Source organism: Paracoccus sp. SM22M-07 (assembly GCF_001887735.1).
Lineage (GTDB): Bacteria > Pseudomonadota > Alphaproteobacteria > Rhodobacterales > Rhodobacteraceae > Paracoccus.
Genome location: NZ_JPKW01000010.1, coordinates 141,846 through 158,840, shown reverse-complemented (window position 1 = coordinate 158,840; position 16,995 = coordinate 141,846). Strand labels below are relative to the sequence as shown.

Here is a 16,995-nt window from a genome sequence, read left to right as displayed (position 1 = left end):
AAAACCCCGATGCCCCCGGTATCGGGGTTTTCGCATTGCGGCCTCAGACCTGGCCCAAGTCGTGGCGGCGCAGGGCAAGGAAGCGGCGTTCGCGCAGATAGATCACCGCCGAACGCATCGCGCCGCCGATCGTCGGCTGCGGCGGGACGTCGCTTGCCATCCGGCACAGCCGCGCCAGATCGTCCGACAGCCGGTCGAGGTCATGGTGGCGGGCGACATGGTCGCGCCCGAACTGCCCAAGACGCTGGCGCATCCGGGGGCGCGTGGCCAGCATGCGGATCAGCCGCCGCAGCGCCCCGTCATCGTCCCCGTTGCCCACCCCGTGCAGCCCGTTGGCGGTGAACCAGGCGGCCGTGCCAGGATCGAAGATGCGCGCAAAGCCGCGATCCCCCGTCACGATCACCGGCTTGGCGAAGGCCATGCCCCGCAAGGCCGAAGCCCCTGCGCCGATCACGATATCCGCCGCCGCATAGGCGCGGCGTGGATCGGTCATCGCGCCGCGCAGGCAGATCGCCTTGCGGCCCAGTTCGCGATTGGCGCGGGTGGCCATGTGCTGCCATTCGGCGCGGGCGCTGCCATCGCCGATGATGGCCAGCCGCAGGGGCAGGTGACGCCCCAGACGACGCACGGCCTCGATCATGTGCGACAGCGATTGCGCGGTGGTGCCGCGGGTCAGGCGGGCGGTCGCCACGATCAGAACGTCGTCCGGGTCCACGCCCATCAGGCGGCGTGCCTCGGGCTGGTCGATGATCTCGGGGTCGTTGCGGATCAGATCGACGGGCAGCGGAAGATGGGCGGATCGCTCCCATCCCTGCTGCTGGGCCTGCTGATGGACGGCCAGGACGCCGAAGGTTGTGGTGACATGGCGGGGCAGCATATGCGGCAGCGCCATGCCCATGTCGCTGATGATCAGCGGCACCTGCATGGTCATGTGGACGGCGCAGAAGGCCTCGATGCCCTGCCAGGCGTCCCAGGCATGGATCAGGTCGGGCTTTTCGCGCGCCACCAGGTCGCGCAGCACGCGCATCCGCGACAAGGACGGCTGGAACCGTGCATCGGGCGACGGCGCCAGATCGATCCCCCGATCGTGCAGCATGTCCTGCAGCGGCCCCGCGCCGGCATGGAAGACGATCCTGCATCCATGCCGGTCGCGCAGCCGCGCGGCCATCTCTATGGCGGTGGCCTGTGTCCCGCCCGGTTCAAGCCGATGGGCAAAGACAAGGATCTTCACGCCAGTCCCCGCGTGGCGGCAAAGCCGCCGGCCAGCAGCCGGGCGCCGCTTTGGATCGGGACCGAGGCCGCGACATGGGTCGGCACCCGCTGCGACAGCATCCGGTCGAAATAGGCGACCGTCTGGGCCAACCCGTCGCGCAGCGGCACCGTCGGCGCCCATCCCAGCTGGCTGGCCGCGCGGCTGATGTCGGGCTTGCGCTGTTCGGGATCGTCCTGGGGCAGGGGGTTGAAGACGACGCGCGACCGCGATCCGGTCATCTCGATCACCAGCTCGGCCAGTTGCAGGATGGTGAATTCCGACGGGTTGCCCAGGTTGATGGGCAGCAGCACGTCGTCGGGCGCATCCATCAGCGCGCGAAATCCGCGGATCAGGTCGTCCACGAAGCAGAAGGACCGCGTCTGCTGGCCCTGGCCATAGATGGTGATCGGATCGCCCCGCAGCGCCTGGACGATGAAGTTCGACACGACCCGCCCGTCATCGGGCAGCATCCGCGGGCCATAGGTGTTGAAGATGCGCGCCACGCGGATCTTGACGCCATATTGACGGTGGTAATCGAAGAACAGCGTCTCCGCGCAGCGCTTGCCCTCGTCATAGCAGGCGCGATGGCCGATGGGGTTCACGTTGCCCGCATAGCTTTCGACCTGCGGATGGACCAGCGGGTTGCCATAGACCTCGCTGGTCGAGGCCTGGAAGATCTTGGCCTTCAGCCGCCGCGCCAGTTCCAGCACGTTGATGGCGCCGTGGACATTGGTCTTGACGGTCTGGACCGGGTCGGTCTGGTAATGCACGGGCGATGCGGGGCAGGCCAGGTTAAAGATCTCGTCGACCTCGGCATGGATGGGCACGGTCACATCGTGGCGCATGATCTCGAACCGGGGATGGCCGTGCAGATGCTGGACATTGCTGCGCGACCCGGTGTGAAAATTGTCCAGGCAGATCACCTCGTGGCCGTCGGCCAGCAGGCTGTCGCAGAGGAAGGATCCCAGGAACCCTGCGCCCCCGGTGACAAGAATGCGTTTGCTGCGAAACATGGCGTGTCCTTTCAGGTCGGTTCAGCTGTGGTCAGGAATGCGGGCGGCGGGGCCATATCAGCACGCGCCGCGCCCCAGGATGACGGCGGGCAGGGTCCGCAGCAGGATCGACAGGTCCAGCCAGACCGATCGGTTGTCGATATAGAAGGCGTCCAGCTGTTCCTGCTGGGCCAGGTCGGCCTGGCTGCGTTCGGAAATCTGCCACAGCCCGGTGATCCCCGGCGGCACGCTGCACCGCTTGCGGCGGAATTCGGGGCGCATGGCGGCCAGGTGGTAATCGGGAAAGGGGCGGGGTCCGACGATGCTCATCCCGCCCATGATGACGTTCAGCAGCTGCGGCAATTCATCCAGGCTGGAGCGGCGCAGCACATTGCCGACGATGGGCAGGATGCGCGGGTCGCGGCGCAGCTTGAAATGGGCGTCCCATTCCCGGCGGGCGGCGGGGTCGCTGCGCAGCAGGTCCTCCAGCCGGGCTTCGGCGTCGCGATACATGCTGCGCAGCTTCAGGACCCGCACGACGCGGCCGTTCAGCCCCTCGCGCGGTTGGGCATAGAAGACCGGGCCCGGATCGACGATCCAGATGGCCAGCGCGGCCAGCGCCATGACGGGCAGCGACATGATCAGCGCGGGCACCGCGACGGCCAGGTCCATGGCGCGCTTCAGCCGGTCGGCCCCCGCGCCGTGGCGCAGATGCGTCACCCGCAGCCCGATCGCCCCGCCCGCATTCGCCGCCTTCAGCCCCGAAATGCGCAGCTGGGGCGTATCGGCCAGCACGAAGATCTGGGCATAGGCTTCGGGCAGCGCGCCGGGTCGGGCCTGCGCGTCATCGGTGACCAGCGCCACCGTCGCGGGCTGGCCGGCATTCGGCATCAGGCCATAGCGCCAGTTGCGGCGAAAGAACGCCTCGATCAGCGGTGCCTGATCGCGATCCGCGATGACATGGGCGTTGATCGTCCACAGCCCGGCGCGGTGCATCAGCGCCAAAACCACCAGCCGCGCCGGATGATGCAGCGCCAGCGCCACCAGCAGGAACAGCGCGATGGCCCCCGCATCGCGCGTGTCGCCCTGCAGGGCGGGCAGCATGATGCAGACGGCACCCGCGATCGCCACGGCGGCGACGCTGCGGCGCATGATTTCGTGCGGGTGCAGGCCGCGCCCCGGGATCAGCCCCAGCAGCAGCCGGACCGCGATCACCGTGACCGCCGCGGGCAGCAATTCGCTGGCATGGGCAAGCCCCGATGCGATCTGCATGGCCAGGGTCAGGACGGCGGCCTCGGCCAGGACCATGATGGCGATGCGCGACAGGGTGGCGCGGATCATGCGGTCGCCTTGGGGGGCGAAGGCGGTCACGGGCGCGCCGTGCAATCTGTCCGAAGTGATCATGACTGGATCCTGTGGGGCATGGGGTCGGGGTCCTGGGACGTGACCGGAAAGCGGCGCAGGCCGGTCCGCTGCATCCCGCGCAGCACCAGATAGGCGGGGACGACGCGGGTATAGCGGCGCCACAGGCGGCGCGGCTCGGTCACCAGGCGGAACAGCCATTCCAGGCCGTGGCGTTGCAGGATGGCGGGGGCCTGCAGCTTGCCCCTGGCATGGAAATCGAAGGCCGCGCCCACGCCGATCAGCATCGGCGCGCGCAGCTTGTCGCGCATATGCGCCATCCAGCGTTCCTGCTTGGGGCAACCGATGCCGACCCAGACGATGCCCGCGCCGCTATCGTCGATCAGGCGGGCGATGCGGTCCTCTTCCTCGGGGGTCAGGGGGCGGAAGGGGGGCGCATAGCTGCCCACGATGCGGGCGCCCGGAAAGCGGCGCAGCAGGTTGCGTTCCAGCTGGTCCAGCACCTGCGGGGTCGTTCCGTAAAGGAAATGCCCGATGCCGCTGTCCTGGCTGGCATCGATCACCGACAGCATCAGGTCGGGACCATAGATGCGTTCGGCCCAGCCATGCCCGTCGCCATGCAGCGCCCAGACCAGCGGCATCCCGTCGGGCACCGTCAGCGTGGCCTGGTTGTGGATGCGGGCCAGATCGGGATCGGCGCGACATTCGATGACGCTGTGCGCCCCCGACACGCAGACATAGCCGCGGCGCCCGTCGCGCACGTCGCCCAGGATGCGCGACACGACCCCCGTGCGGGTCAGGGCCGCGACGCGCAGCCCCAGGACATTGGTGGTCTTCACCGGATCTTGCCGGACATGCTGGGTCATCTTGGCCCCCGTTCGGGTTGAAGCTCAGGTCCAAGGCTACGGCCGGGCGTTGCGCGCAGATACTTGGCCGTTCGGGGCGCGTGGGGCAGGGGGTGCCGACGAAAGCGCCCTCCGGGTGCGGCGGGGGGATGACCCTTTGGTCGCACCCTGTCCCAAAGGCGTAGTCGCGGCCTGGGCTCTTTACCGGCGGTCAGACGCGACGGTCGTGATTGGCGCAAAGCGCGACGACCGTCGCGGTCAGCATCCATTGCAGGTCGTTCTGCGCCACAAGGGTGCTTTCGGTCAGGTTCAGCACCAGCACCTGCGCCAGAAAGGCGTTGGGCCACAGCCATCCCTGTGTCGGGCGCAGCAGCGACAGCCGCGCCGCGTGCCGCAGGGTGCGCTGCATCGTCCAGGCCGCCAGCACCAGCCCCGCCACCCCCGAGCCCAGCAGGATGTCGCGATAGCCGTTATGGGCGTGGGGGCTATGCCAGCCGATCTGCAACCAGATCGTCCAGGCGGGATTGCTGCCGGGCGTCCAGAAGGCCTGATAGCCGTGGCCCAGCCACAGGCGTTCGGCGATGCGGGCATCGATCAGCTGCCACATCGGCACGCGGCCGGTCAGGGTGGCGTCCTTGCCCAGGGCGTCCAGCAGCGGCACCAGCAACAGGCCCAGAAAGGCCAGCATCATCCCCGCCGCGACGATGAAGCTGACCAGCATCAGCGCCCGTCCCAACCCGCGCGCCCGACCCAATGCGACGAAAAAGCCCGCCACGACCAGCGCCGCCACTGTCGCCACCAGGCTGGTGGAGGATTGTGACAGGCCCAGGCAGACGGCCCCCAGCCCCGCGATCACTGCGCCCTGCCTGCGGCGGTCGCCGCCCCGGTCGCAGGCCAGCATGACCCCGGCCACCGTGGCGATGCCCGCGCTCCAGCCGAAAACGTTCTTGTTCAGATAGACCCCGCGCAGCGCGCTGTCGCCCGGCACGACGGCCAGCGACGGCGACAGCGCCATCATCGCAAGGCTGGCCACCATGCAGGCCCCCAAGGCGCTGGCCACCAGCCACAGCAGCTGCCGCGGCGTAAAGACGACGGCCAGGACGTGCGACAGGATCAGCGTCATCGCCAGCGCCACCGCACGGCGCAGGCTTGTGCCCGGGCTGATCGACCACAGGACGGTCGCGAATTGCAGCGCCACCAGCGCCAGCAGCGGCACACTGCGCAGCAGCGACCGCGCCACGGCATCCGCATGGCGCAGCGCCAGGATCAGCGTCGTCGCATAAATGGGCAGCACGCCCAGGCGCAGCAGCCCGCGCGCCCGGTCGTCCAGCGCTCCGCCCGATGCGGCCATCAGCGGCAGCAGGGCACCCGACAGGATCACCAGCGTGACCCAGACGGCGACCTGCGGCGCCAGCCCGACCATCCGGTCGCGGTCATGGCGGCCAAGGCCGTGGCTGGGAAATTGGCTTGCTGCGGTCATGATGCGTCCCGGTTGCGGCGCGCCTGTCGGCGGACGCGGCGCGCATTGCCTCAGACTAACGCTTGGGGTTCGGCGTCCGCACGGGTCACCATCGGCCATGACCATCGCCCAAAGTGGCATGGGACAGGCCGCGCCCTGACCTTTCGGATGTGGCCTGTCCCGCGCGGCGGGCCAAATGGACCGGTGTCGGCGATCTTCCATCCGGGCTTAGGATTTCGACGCAAGGCCGCCCAGTGCCCAAAGCCGCAGACCCCAACCCGGAGAAGCCGATGCCCGCCCCGGAAATCAGCGTCCTGATCAACAACTACAACTATGGCCGCTATGTCGCGCGGGCGATCGACAGCGCCCTGTCCCAGCAGGGCCCCAGCTTCGAGGTGATCGTGGTCGATGACGGATCGACCGACGGGTCCCGCCAGGTCATCGCCGCCTATGGCCCTGCGGTCCGGGCCGTGTTTCAGCGCAACCAGGGACAGGCGGCGGCGATGAATGCCGCCGTCGCCGCCAGCCGGGGCGCGATCCTGTGCTTTCTGGATGCCGACGACTGGTTCATGCCGGGCAAGCTGGCCGCCGTGGCCCGCGCCTTTGCGGACGACCCGGATCTGGGGCTGGTCTATCACCGGCTGCAACCGACGGCGAATGACGATGCGCTGAAGGGGCCGCCGGTGCCGCGCAGCCTGTGCCAGGGAGACCTGGCGCCGCGCATGGCCCGCACGGCGGGGGTCTGGCCCTTTCCGATGACCTCGGCCCTGTCCGTCAGGCGCAAGGCCTGGGACCGCGTCGGCGCGATCCCCCTGCGGTTCCGGATTTCGGCCGATGCCTGGCTGGTCGGGGCGATCCCCTTCATGTTCCGCGTCGCGGCCCTTCCGCAGGCGCTGGGCGGGTATCGCATCCATGACAACACCTGGCACCGCGCAGAGGACGACGCGCCGATGCTGCGCCGCCGGATGGCCCATTGGCAGGCCACGGTCGAGGAACTGAACGCCTTTCTGGCGGCGCGCGGGTTGGGCTGGCGGCTGGACATGGCCGACCATTTTCCCCACCGCGTCGCCGCATCCCGCCTGCGACCGCTGGGGCTGGCCGAAAGGATGCGGCTGTTCCTGCGGGGCCTGCGCTTTGCGGGCGAACCCCATATGCTGCGCCGCGGTCGCGATGCCCTGCGCACCCTGCGCCTGCGCCAGACGGCCGACGCGACATGAGGGTCGTCCTGATCGCGCCAGGCCCGGTCGATCACGCCATCGCCTGCGCCAACGGCCTTGCACCCCATGCCGAGGTGACGCTGATCGCGCCTGCGCGCCTTTATGCCGGGCTGGAACGGTGGCTGGACCCGCGCATCACGCTGCGCCTGATCGGCTGGCCCCGCACGCGGTCGCCGCGCAATCTGGCGATGCTGGGGCGTGTAATGACGCTGGTGCGGCGCGCGCGGCCCGACGTGATCCACGTCCTCAGCAACACGACGGTCTGGCTGAACGCCATCGCGCCGCTGCTGCGCGCGCAGGCGCCGCTGATCACCACGGTCCATGACGTCACGCCCCATCCGGGCGACCGCGAGACGCTGCAGCTGCCCGACTGGACGGCGCGGCTGATGGCGCGGCAGTCGGGCGATCTGGTGGTGCATGGCGCAGGACTGCGCGATGGCGCCGCGCGGCGGTTCGACAAGCCGCCATCGCGGGTCCATGTGCTGCCCCATCCCGCCATCACCCGCTATGCCGAGGCCGCTTGCGACATGCGGCCCACCCCGCCCGCACCGGGTCTGCGGGTGCTGCTGTTCGGTCGGATGTTCGCCTATAAGGGCGTCGACGACCTGCTGCGCGCCGAGGCGCTGCTGGGCGACCGCATCCCCGGCCTGCAGCTGGTGCTGGCGGGGCGGGGCGACGATCCGAACGACCTGTCCGGGCTGATGGGCGATCCGGGGCGTTACCGCATCCATCACGGGTTCATCGCCGACGATCACGCATCCCGGCTGTTTCTGGATTGCGACGTGGTCGTGCTGCCCTATGCCGAAGCCTCGCAGAGCGGCGTCCTGATGATCGCCGCCACCTTCGGCAAACCCGTCATCGTCACCGATGTGGGCGAGTTGGGCAGCACCGTCCGCGCCGCCGGTGCGGGGCTGGTCGTCCCGCCGCGCGATCCCGCCGCGCTGGCCGATGCGATGGCGCTGCTGCATGACGATCCGGCCCTGCGCGACCGCCTTGGGCAAGCGGCTGCGGCATGGGCCGACGGTCCCCTGCGTCCCGACCATGTGGGGGCAGGCATGGTCGCGCTTTACGCCCTGATCCGCCAAAAGAGGGACCCCCTTGGCCGAACGGATGCCCCCCGTATCAGGCAGCCAGATTGAGTTCGCGCGGCGCAGGTCCAGACTGTGGGTGAAACCGTCGCGACAGGATCACCAGATGCCCCGTTCAGCCCAGCCCGGATCGGTCCGCCCCGTGCGACACCACATCGCCGGGGGGCGCGACCATGGCGGCGGCATCGGGCGGCTGGTCGGATACGTTGTCGATGCCGATCCCGCCCGCCAGCGGCACCGGGTTCAGGACACGCGCGGACCCCGGTTCCGCCCCCTGCCATCGGGGCTGATGCTGGCCGGGGCCATCCTTGCCATGGTCGGCGACCGCATCGCGGGGGGCGACCGCCTGCAGCATTTCCACATCGCCGGGCGGGGCAGCACGGCGCGCAAGCTGATCCTGGCGCGGATGGCGCGGCTGCTGGGGCTGGACTATGTCCTGCACCTGCATGATTTCGACTATGCCGCCGACCTGGCCCGTCGCCCCGCATGGCAGCAATCCGCGATCTGCCGGATGTTTTGGAACGCGCGGCGGGTCGTCGTGCTGGGCGCGCGCGATCGCGCCACGGTGCAGGGCCTGCTGGGCGTCCCCGGCGACCGCATCACCATCCTGCGCAACTGCGTGCCCGACCCGATGGCTGATCATGGGGCGGACCCCGGACCCGACAGCACGGGCCATGTCTGCCGCATCGTCTTTCTGGGCCAGCTGGGCGCGCGCAAGGGCGTCCCCGAACTGCTGGAGGCGCTGGCGCGGCTGCGCAACCTGCCCTGGACCGCGACGCTGGCCGGGGACGGGCCCCTGGCGCAGATCCGCGCGCAGGTGGCGGGCCTTGGCCTTCAGGACCGCATCGACATTCCCGGCTGGATCGACCAGCCCCGCGCCCGCGCCCTGTGCAGCCGGGGCGACATCCTGGTCCTGCCATCCCATGCCGAAGGGATGGCCATGGCCGTCGTCGAAGGCCTGGCCCATGGCATGGCCGTCGTCACCACCCGCGTCGGCGCCCATGACGAGGTCCTAACCCATGACCGGACCTGCCTGTTCGTGCCCGTGGGCGACGCCGCGGCCCTTGCCGACACGCTTGCGGGGTTGATCGCGGACCCCGTCCGGCGCCTTCGGCTGGCGGGGGCGGGGCGGGCGCTGTTCCTGTCGCGGATGGAGATCGGCGGCTATGTCGCGCGCCTTTCGGACCTGCATGACGACCTTGCCGCAACCCCCTGTCCCAAGCGAGAAATGGCATGAACGACCAGTTTCCCACCCGCATCCGCACCGAAGGGGCACGCGCGCGGCAGGCCGCGGCCCAGGAACAGGACGACGCGGTCGCCATCGAATGGGGCGCGCTGGCCGGGCTGATCCGCCGTCGCATCTTGACGCTGAGCGTGATCACCGCGCTTTTGACCGCCGCCGCGCTGCCAGTCATCTTGTCGCTGCCGACCGAATATGTGGCGCGCACCCGGCTGATCCTGACCCAGCCCCGATACCTGCCCCAGGACGAGGACCCCGTCTTCAGCCTGGAAACCGAGCTGGAGCGCATCACCGCGCGCCAGAACATTCAGGCGGTCATCGACCGGCTGGATTTGGCGCAGGTTCCCGAACTGAACCTGGCGCGACCGGGCACCCCCTCGCGCCTGGCCACGGTGCTGCGCAGCTGGATCGGCACGCCGCCGCCCGCCGCGACGGCCGCGCCGCAGGACCCAACGCAGCGGCGACTGGACGCCTTTTCGGCGCGGCTTGCGGTCCGACGCGAAAGCGTGCCCGGCCTTGTCACGCTGTTCTTTGCCGCCACCGATCCGCAGCGCGCCGCCGATATCGCGAACCTGACGGTGCAGACCTATGGCGAACAGCGCAATGCCCAGCAACGCGACCTGACGCGGGCGACGATGGACTGGCTTGCGCCCCGCATCGCCCGGCAGCAGCAGGTCTATGACACGGAACTGGCCCGCGCCCGCGATTTCCAGCGCCGCAACAACCTGTCGGCCACGCCGGGCGGATCGGTGACCAGCCAGACCGTCATCGCGCTGACATCGCGCCGCGATCAGCTGGACCAGCAGCAGGCCCAGTTGAACGCGACGCTGGCGATGATCCCCGGCACGGGCCGCACGCCGCTGGTGCCGCTGCCCGGCGAACCCGAGAGCCTGACCGCCCTGCGCGACGAATTGCAGGACCAGCAGCATGCGCTGGCCGAGAGGCAGGCGAAATACGGCGCGCAATATGGCGGCATCGACCTGACCGAGGAACGCATCGCCGGAACCCGCGATCAGATCCTGCGCGCGGCCGAGGTCTATGGCATCTCGGTCCGGGCCGCGCTGGAGGCCAACAGGGCCGATCTGGCGGCGGTGCAGGCCCAGCTGGACCAGGCGCAGGGCGGGCTGTCGCGCCGCAACGTGGCCGAGCTGGAGCTGGGCGACATGCTGCGCGGGGTCGCCGCCGAGGCCGAGGCCCTTGCCCGCCTGCAGGACCAGCAGCGCGATCTGCGCGAGGGCACCGACATGCCCGCCGTCTCGGTCGAGGTGCTGTCGCCCGCCACGCCGCCCCTGGCCCCCGAGGGGCGCGGGCGCAAGGTCTATCTGGCCATGGCGGTCGTGCTGGCGGGCATGGCGGCGCTGCTGGCGGTGGGCCTTTCGGAACTGCTGGACCGCAGCATCCGCAGCACCGAACAGCTGCGCCTGTCCCCCGACACGGTGCCCGTGGGCCTGCTGCCCCGGCTGCGGCGGCGCGAGGCCCGCACCATGACCCGACTGGTCCGCACCGATCCCGGACATCCCTTTTCCAACGCCCTGCGGGCGATGCTGGTCATGATCCAGTCGCAATCGCGCGGGGCGGTGCCGCTCAGCATGCTGGTCTGCCCCGGCGGTCGGGAAGGGGACGCGACCATGACCTCGGCGGCGCTGGCCCTGGGGCTGAACGGGCTGGGCCGGCGCGTGCTGGTGGTGGATTGCCACCCCGCCTCGGCGGCAACGGATACCGGCCAGGAATGGGGCATGCCGCGGGATGACGGCACCATGCTGCGTCTGGTCCGGCTGGAGGACCGGCCCGACCCGGCGGCGGCACCCCTGGCCGAGCGCATCCGCGCGCTGCTGGATCACGGCAGCTACAGCGACAGCGTCGTGATCTTCGATGCGCCTTCGCCGCTGGCATCAGGGGTGACGCTGCAATTGGCGGTGATGACGGCGCGGACGGTGCTGGTCTGCAGCTGGGGCCGCACGGCCCGCCAGCTGGCGCGCCTGTCCGCCGACCGGCTGATCGCGGCCAGCGATGCGCGCATCCTGATGGCGCTGGTGGATGTGAACCTGCGCCGCCATGCCCGAAGCGGCAGCCGCGACGCACCGCTTGCCGCCCAGCTGATCCAGGGCCGTGCGCGGACGTCCCGGATCTATCCCTTCGCCTGAAGGCGGCGCATCCGGGCCCCGTATCCGCATGGCCGCCGGACCCCAGGGCGCGATGCACGGCATTTGAATTGAAACGTCCGCGTTCCACGGGTTCCGCAGGGGGTCGCGTTAAGACATCAGACAATCCCTCGCGCTAAGACTGCACATATTGCAGCATCAGGGATGTGACATGTCGGATTCAGAAAATGGACGCCCCAAGCCCCACAGAGGCGAAGCCCCCGCAAGCTGGCGGGACATGGCCCCCGCGATGATCCTGTTGCTGGCCGGCGTCGTGGCGCTGGCCGCCGCCACCCTGACCGCGTCGCCCGTCCAGGGGCAGTATCTGGTCCTGGCGCCGGGGTCCGAAGGCGGACGGCTGACCGACCTGGTCTATCGCGCCGGGGGTGGCGTGGTGGGCCTGGGCGGCATGCGCGGCATCGCCATCGCCGCATCCGAAGACCCCGGCTTTCGCCAGGCGATGCTGGCGCAGGGGGCCTGGGCGGTGCTGCCGTCATCACGCATGCTGGGCTGCTTCACCGACAAGACGGGGGTGCGGCCATGACCGATGAGATCCAGGTCCTTCGCGAACGGTTCGGCGGGCTGCTGGTCTGGCTGCTCTGGGCGCATGTGCCGGTTCTGGCGGCGGCGGCGGCGTGGAACCAGGTCCTGTCGGTGCCGATGGCCATGCTGTGGGGGGCGGCGCTGGCGGGGGTCTATCACCTGACATGGCAGCGCTTCGGGACCGTCCGGCTGACCCGCAATCTGGCCGGGATCGCGCTGATCGGCGAACCCGCGCTGCTGCTGATCCTGTTCGAGGGGCATCCCTGGCAGATGGACATGCACATGTATTTCTTTGCGGTCATGGCGCTGAACATCGCCTGGTTCGACCGCGGAGCGCTGATCCTGTCGGCGGCGGGCATCGCCGTTCACCACCTGGTGCTGCTGTATCTGCTGCCGATTTCGGTCTTTCCCGAAAAGGGGGATCTGGCGCGGGTGATGCTGCATGCCTCGATCGTGCTGTTCCAGATGTCGGTCCTGATCTGGGTCACCCACAAGGTCCGCACCGCCTTTGCCCGCATCCGCATCATGAGCGACGAGCTGGTCGCCCGCAGCGGCGCGCTGGAGGAACGCAACCGCGCCGCCGAGGAATCCAGCCGTGCCAAAAGCATGTTCCTGGCCAATGTCAGCCACGAGATCCGCACCCCGATCAACGCGATCCTGGGCTTCAGCCACCTGTTGCAGCGCAGCGACCTGCAGCCGCGCCAGCGCGATCATGTGACCAAGCTGAACGGCGCGGGCATGTCGCTGCTGCGCCAGATCAACGACATCCTGGATTTCTCGAAGAACGAGGCGGGCAAGCTGGAGCTTGAGGCCCGCGATTTCGACCTGCGGGCGGCCGTGTCGGGGCAGGTGCAGATGGTTGCCGAAAGCGCGCATGCCCGCGGCCTGACCATCCGCATGCGGATATCGGACGATGTGCCCGTGCTGGTGGTGGGCGATGAAATGCGCCTGAACCAGGTGATCCTGAACCTGCTGAACAACGCCATCAAGTTCACCGAGGAAGGCCGCGTGGCCATTTCCGTCGGGGTGGCCGAACGCGAGGGCGCGCGCATCTGCATCGAATGCGCGGTCAGCGACAGCGGCATCGGCATGACCGTCGAACAGCGGGCAAAGCTGTTCGCGCCTTTCACCCAGGCCGACAGTTCGACGACGCGCCGCTTCGGCGGCACGGGGCTGGGGCTGGCCATCTGCCGCCAGATCGTCGAACAGATGGGCGGGGCGATCACCGTCGACAGCATGCCGGGCATAGGCAGCGCCTTTACCTTCCGGGTCTGGCTGCTTGTCGCGCAAGGCGCCGCCATGGCCGCCGACCCCCATCCCGCCCTGCGCGCGCTGCGCATCCTGGTGGCCGATGACAACCCCGCATCCCGCGACATCATCCAGGAATTGCTGAGCCGGTGGAAGCTGTCGGGCGACCTCGTCTCCTCGGGGCCCGAGGCGCTGGCCGCGATGGAACGCGAAGCCGCCGCCGGCAGGCCCTATGACCTGGTGATGCTGGATTGGAAGATGCCCCGCATGGACGGGCTGCAGACGGTGCGCGCCATGCGCGACAACCCGCGGCTGGTCCCCATGCCCGCCACGCTGATGGTCACTGCCTATTCCATCGACGAGCTGATCCGCGATGAGGATCGCCGCGCGATCAGCGGCGTGCTGCGCAAGCCGCTGGACCCCCATCACCTGCTGGACATGCTGAACCAGCTGTTCCCCGGCACGCCGGGTCAGGCCTCGGCCCGGATTGTGCAATCGCCCCAGCCGGACCTGTCGGGGGCGCTGCGCGGCCACCGGGTCCTGCTGGTCGAGGACAATGCCATCAATCAGGAAATCGCCACCGCGCTGTTGTCGGATGCGGGCCTGCAGGTGGATGTCGCAGGCGACGGGATCACCGCCTGCCAGATGGTGCTGAACCAGGACAACGGTTATGCGGCGGTGCTGATGGATGTGCAGATGCCCCGCATGGACGGGGTCGAGGCGACCCGCCGCATTCGCCAGCGGATCGCCGCCGCGGACCTGCCGATCATCGCCCTGACCGCCCATGCCTATGCCGAGGAACGCCAGCGCTGCCTGGGGGCGGGCATGAACGACCACCTGTCCAAGCCGATCGACCCGGCCTTGCTGATCGAGACCCTGTCGAAATGGCTGCCCCGCGACGCGCGGCCCGGCCCCGCCATCGCGACGCTGCCCGAGCGGCTGCCGCCTTTCGACCTGGCCACGGCCCTGCGGGGGATGAACGGCAAGGCCGAACTGCTGCACCGCCTGATCACCGAATTCGGGCGGAATTACGATGGCATCGGCCCTAGGATGGGGCAGCTGATCGCCCAGGGCCGCGCCGAGGAAGCCAGCCTGGCCGCCCATACGTTGAAAAGCGTCGCGGGGTCCCTGGGGCTAGCGGATATTCCCGAACTGGCGGGCCGGATCGAAACCGCGCTGAACCGGGGCGATGATGCGGCCGACCTGATCACGGATCTGACGCGGGCGCTGGCCCCCGCCATTTCCGCCGCGCGCAGCCTTTGCTGCGATCCGCCCGCTGTCGCGACGGACCTGCCGCCCGTCCTGGATGCCTCGGCGGGCCCCGCGATTGCGGCACTGCGCGATCAGGTCCGGCGATGCAGCCTGTCGGCCCGCAGCGGCTTTCACGGGCTGGCGGATGCGCTTGGCCTGTCGCCCGGCGCGCGGGCCACGCATCCGCTGATGATCGCGCTGACGCAGCTGGACTATACCCGGGCCGCGCAGCTGCTGGACCAGATGCAGTCGGACCTGGAACGGGATCCTCAGGGGGCGCTGACATGACCCGACCCGTCATCATGATCGTCGACGACGAGATTGCCAATATCGAGATGATGGCCGCGGTGCTGGAGGATGACTATGAGATCTGCTTTGCTAGGTCGGGCGCGGCCGTGCCGGGGGTCGCGATGGATGCCCGGCCCGACCTGATCCTGCTGGACATCGTCATGCCCGGCATGGACGGCTATGCCGTCTGCCGCCGCCTGAAGCGCGACCCTGTGCTGTGCGACATTCCCGTCATCTTCACCACCGGCCTGGACGACCCCGAGGATGAGGAGCGCGGCTTCGAGGCGGGGGCCGTCGATTACGTCACCAAGCCCATCCAGGCAATCAAGCTGCGCAGCCGGGTCGGCAACCATGTCGAACTGAAGCGGATGCGCGATCAGCTGTCGGCGCTGGCCACCACCGACGCGCTGACCGGGCTTGGCAACCGTCGCCTGCTGGAGGAATTGCTGCAATCGCAGCTGCACCACCTGTCCGCCAAGGGGGAATGGCTGTCCTTCATCATGATGGACATCGATTTCTTCAAGCAGTTCAACGATCTTTACGGGCACCTTGAGGGCGATGACTGCCTGCGCCGCGTGGCCCATGCCTTGCGCGACGCGATGCGGCGCAGCGACGATGTCTGCCTGCGCTATGGCGGCGAGGAATTCGCCTGCATCCTGCCGCGCACCGACCATGACGGCGCGCTGGAGGTGGCCGAGACGATCCGCCACCGGATCGAGGCCCTAGGCATCCCCCACAAGGGATCGGGCGTCAGCCCGGTGGTCACGATCAGCGTCGGCGTCGCGACGGGGCGCAGTGCGGCGGATCTGTCGATGGAGCTGTGGATCTCGACCGCCGATGCGATGCTGTATCAGGGCAAGCGGACGGGGCGGAACCAGGTGACGGGCCATGTGATCGAACCGCCGAAGCCCATCGAAAGGCCCGCCGTAAAACCAATCGACATGCCGATCGACAGGCGCATCGAACGGTCCCCGCGCGCGGCAGGGTGACGACCCCGGCGCGACCTGCGCGCCGGGGTCGCCCGGGTCAGGCGAATTCGACCTGCGTCATCATCGGCAATTCGGTGACGCGGGGACCGCCGGCGCGTGCGATGGCATTGGCCAGCGCCGGGCCCGCGGGCGGCACGCCCGGTTCGCCGACGCCCGACGGGGCCTCGGCCGAGGCGATGACCTGGACCTCGATCGCGCCGATATCCGAGATGCGCAGCGGCTCGTAGTCGGGGAAGTTGAACTGGTCCACCTCGCCCTCGGTCAAGGTGATCTGGTTGCGCATGGCATGGCCCATGCCGAAGCCGATCCCGCCCTCGATCTGGGCACGGATGACATCGGGGTTCACGGCGATACCGCAATCGACGGCGGCAAAGACCTTGTCGATCCGGACCGGCGCATCCTGGCCCCCCGACACCTGTGCGATTTCCGCCACGAAGGTCCCAAAGGAATGATGCACTGCCAACCCCAGGGCGCGGTCGCCGGCATTCGACCAGTCGGCCATGTCGGCCACGCGCTGCAGGACGCCGGCCATGCGGGTCTGGGCGGGCGTGTCGCCGGGCAGCATCGACAGGCGCAGGTCCAACGCATCGCGGCCGGATTCCTGGGCGATCAGGTCGATCATGCTTTCCATCACATAGGCGGTGTGGGAATGCCCGACCGACCGCCACCACAGGACGCTGGTCGCCTTGTCCACATCCGACAGCCCGACCGACATCGCAGGGACGGCATAAGGCGTATCGGCCACCCCTTCGACCGAGGAATGGTCGACGCCATCCGTCACGGCCATCTGCTCCATCGAGGTGCCCTTCATGATCGACTGGCCCGCGATGCGGTGATCCCACGCGACGATGCCGCCCTGGTCATCCAGGCCGACACGGACCCGGTGCGCAAAGGCGGGGCGGTAATAGCCGCCCTTGATGTCGTCCTCGCGCGTCCAGACCAGCTTGACGGGGCGGCTGCGGTCGGTCAGCGCAAAGGCCATCGCGCATTCGCGGTTGTAATCCGACGTGGCATTCGCGCGCCGCCCGAAGGACCCGCCCGCCATGACGGTGCGGATGGCGACCTTGTCCATCGGCAGGG

Annotated in this window: 13 protein-coding genes; 7 read left to right on the top strand and 6 right to left on the bottom strand. The window is 69.3% G+C overall.

From position 1 onward, the window contains the following. Positions 1–43: 43 nt before the first annotated feature. The 5 genes from IE00_RS14580 to IE00_RS14560 form a co-directional block, all read right to left on the bottom strand. Complete coding sequence (locus IE00_RS14580; RefSeq protein WP_139291465.1) at positions 44–1,231, bottom strand: glycosyltransferase family 4 protein; 1,188 nt, start codon at positions 1,229–1,231, stop codon at positions 44–46. Further along, positions 1,228–2,265 (bottom strand): UDP-glucuronic acid decarboxylase family protein, encoded by a 1,038-nt coding sequence (locus tag IE00_RS14575; RefSeq protein WP_072297924.1) that lies wholly within the window; start codon positions 2,263–2,265, stop codon positions 1,228–1,230. The genes IE00_RS14580 and IE00_RS14575 overlap by 4 nt, the downstream gene beginning before the upstream one ends. Before the next feature lie 57 nt (positions 2,266–2,322). After that, entirely contained in the window at positions 2,323–3,648 is a 1,326-nt protein-coding gene (locus IE00_RS14570; RefSeq protein ID WP_083554416.1) for a sugar transferase, read from the bottom strand. Next, positions 3,645–4,472: a WecB/TagA/CpsF family glycosyltransferase gene (locus IE00_RS14565; RefSeq protein ID WP_072297922.1), complete on the bottom strand. Its 828-nt coding sequence runs from the start codon at positions 4,470–4,472 to the stop codon at positions 3,645–3,647. Before IE00_RS14565 ends, IE00_RS14570 begins: the two co-directional genes overlap by 4 nt. A 190-nt stretch (positions 4,473–4,662) precedes the next feature. Next, a complete protein-coding gene (locus IE00_RS14560; RefSeq protein ID WP_139291464.1) occupies positions 4,663–5,931 on the bottom strand; it encodes an O-antigen ligase in 1,269 nt (422 codons plus the stop codon). 233 nt (positions 5,932–6,164) lie between these two features. Between IE00_RS14560 and IE00_RS14555 the strand changes: the two genes are divergently transcribed. The 7 genes from IE00_RS14555 (at position 6,165) to IE00_RS14525 (ending at position 15,915) form a co-directional block, all read left to right on the top strand. After that, on the top strand, positions 6,165–7,127 hold the full coding sequence (locus IE00_RS14555; protein WP_240493918.1) for a glycosyltransferase: 963 nt from the start codon (positions 6,165–6,167) through the stop codon (positions 7,125–7,127). Further along, positions 7,124–8,266, top strand: coding sequence for a glycosyltransferase family 4 protein (locus tag IE00_RS14550; RefSeq protein WP_072297919.1), 1,143 nt, complete (start codon positions 7,124–7,126; stop codon positions 8,264–8,266). Before IE00_RS14555 ends, IE00_RS14550 begins: the two co-directional genes overlap by 4 nt. 55 nt (positions 8,267–8,321) lie before the next feature. Further along, positions 8,322–9,452, top strand: coding sequence for a glycosyltransferase family 4 protein (locus tag IE00_RS14545; protein ID WP_072297918.1), 1,131 nt, complete (start codon positions 8,322–8,324; stop codon positions 9,450–9,452). Beyond that, positions 9,449–11,599, top strand: a complete 2,151-nt coding sequence (locus IE00_RS14540) for a hypothetical protein (protein WP_072297917.1) — start codon at positions 9,449–9,451, stop codon at positions 11,597–11,599. Before IE00_RS14545 ends, IE00_RS14540 begins: the two co-directional genes overlap by 4 nt. A 169-nt stretch (positions 11,600–11,768) precedes the next feature. Next, on the top strand, positions 11,769–12,140 hold the full coding sequence (locus IE00_RS14535) for a hypothetical protein (protein ID WP_139291463.1): 372 nt from the start codon (positions 11,769–11,771) through the stop codon (positions 12,138–12,140). Continuing rightward, positions 12,137–14,926, top strand: coding sequence for a response regulator (locus IE00_RS14530; protein WP_072297915.1), 2,790 nt, complete (start codon positions 12,137–12,139; stop codon positions 14,924–14,926). The genes IE00_RS14535 and IE00_RS14530 overlap by 4 nt, the downstream gene beginning before the upstream one ends. Further along, on the top strand, positions 14,923–15,915 hold the full coding sequence (locus tag IE00_RS14525) for a diguanylate cyclase (protein WP_072297914.1): 993 nt from the start codon (positions 14,923–14,925) through the stop codon (positions 15,913–15,915). Before IE00_RS14530 ends, IE00_RS14525 begins: the two co-directional genes overlap by 4 nt. Positions 15,916–15,952: 37 nt before the next feature. Here IE00_RS14525 and IE00_RS20635 read toward each other — a convergent pair. Next, on the bottom strand, positions 15,953–16,995 hold a 1,043-nt coding region (locus IE00_RS20635), incomplete at its 5' end, for a molybdopterin cofactor-binding domain-containing protein (protein ID WP_240493917.1).

Bases quoted from the DNA above. Each gene is read 5' to 3' on its own strand.
- IE00_RS14575 (WP_072297924.1), bottom strand. From the start codon at position 2,265: ATGTTTCGCAGCAAACGCATTCTTGTCACCGGGGGCGCAGGGTTCCTG.
- IE00_RS14570 (WP_083554416.1), bottom strand. From the start codon at position 3,648: ATGATCACTTCGGACAGATTGCACGGCGCGCCCGTGACCGCCTTCGCC.
- IE00_RS14565 (WP_072297922.1), bottom strand. From the start codon at position 4,472: ATGACCCAGCATGTCCGGCAAGATCCGGTGAAGACCACCAATGTCCTG.
- IE00_RS14560 (WP_139291464.1), bottom strand. From the start codon at position 5,931: ATGACCGCAGCAAGCCAATTTCCCAGCCACGGCCTTGGCCGCCATGAC.
- IE00_RS14550 (WP_072297919.1), top strand. From the start codon at position 7,124: ATGAGGGTCGTCCTGATCGCGCCAGGCCCGGTCGATCACGCCATCGCC.
- IE00_RS14545 (WP_072297918.1), top strand. From the start codon at position 8,322: ATGCCCCGTTCAGCCCAGCCCGGATCGGTCCGCCCCGTGCGACACCAC.
- IE00_RS14540 (WP_072297917.1), top strand. From the start codon at position 9,449: ATGAACGACCAGTTTCCCACCCGCATCCGCACCGAAGGGGCACGCGCG.
- IE00_RS14535 (WP_139291463.1), top strand. From the start codon at position 11,769: ATGTCGGATTCAGAAAATGGACGCCCCAAGCCCCACAGAGGCGAAGCC.
- IE00_RS14530 (WP_072297915.1), top strand. From the start codon at position 12,137: ATGACCGATGAGATCCAGGTCCTTCGCGAACGGTTCGGCGGGCTGCTG.
- IE00_RS14525 (WP_072297914.1), top strand. From the start codon at position 14,923: ATGACCCGACCCGTCATCATGATCGTCGACGACGAGATTGCCAATATC.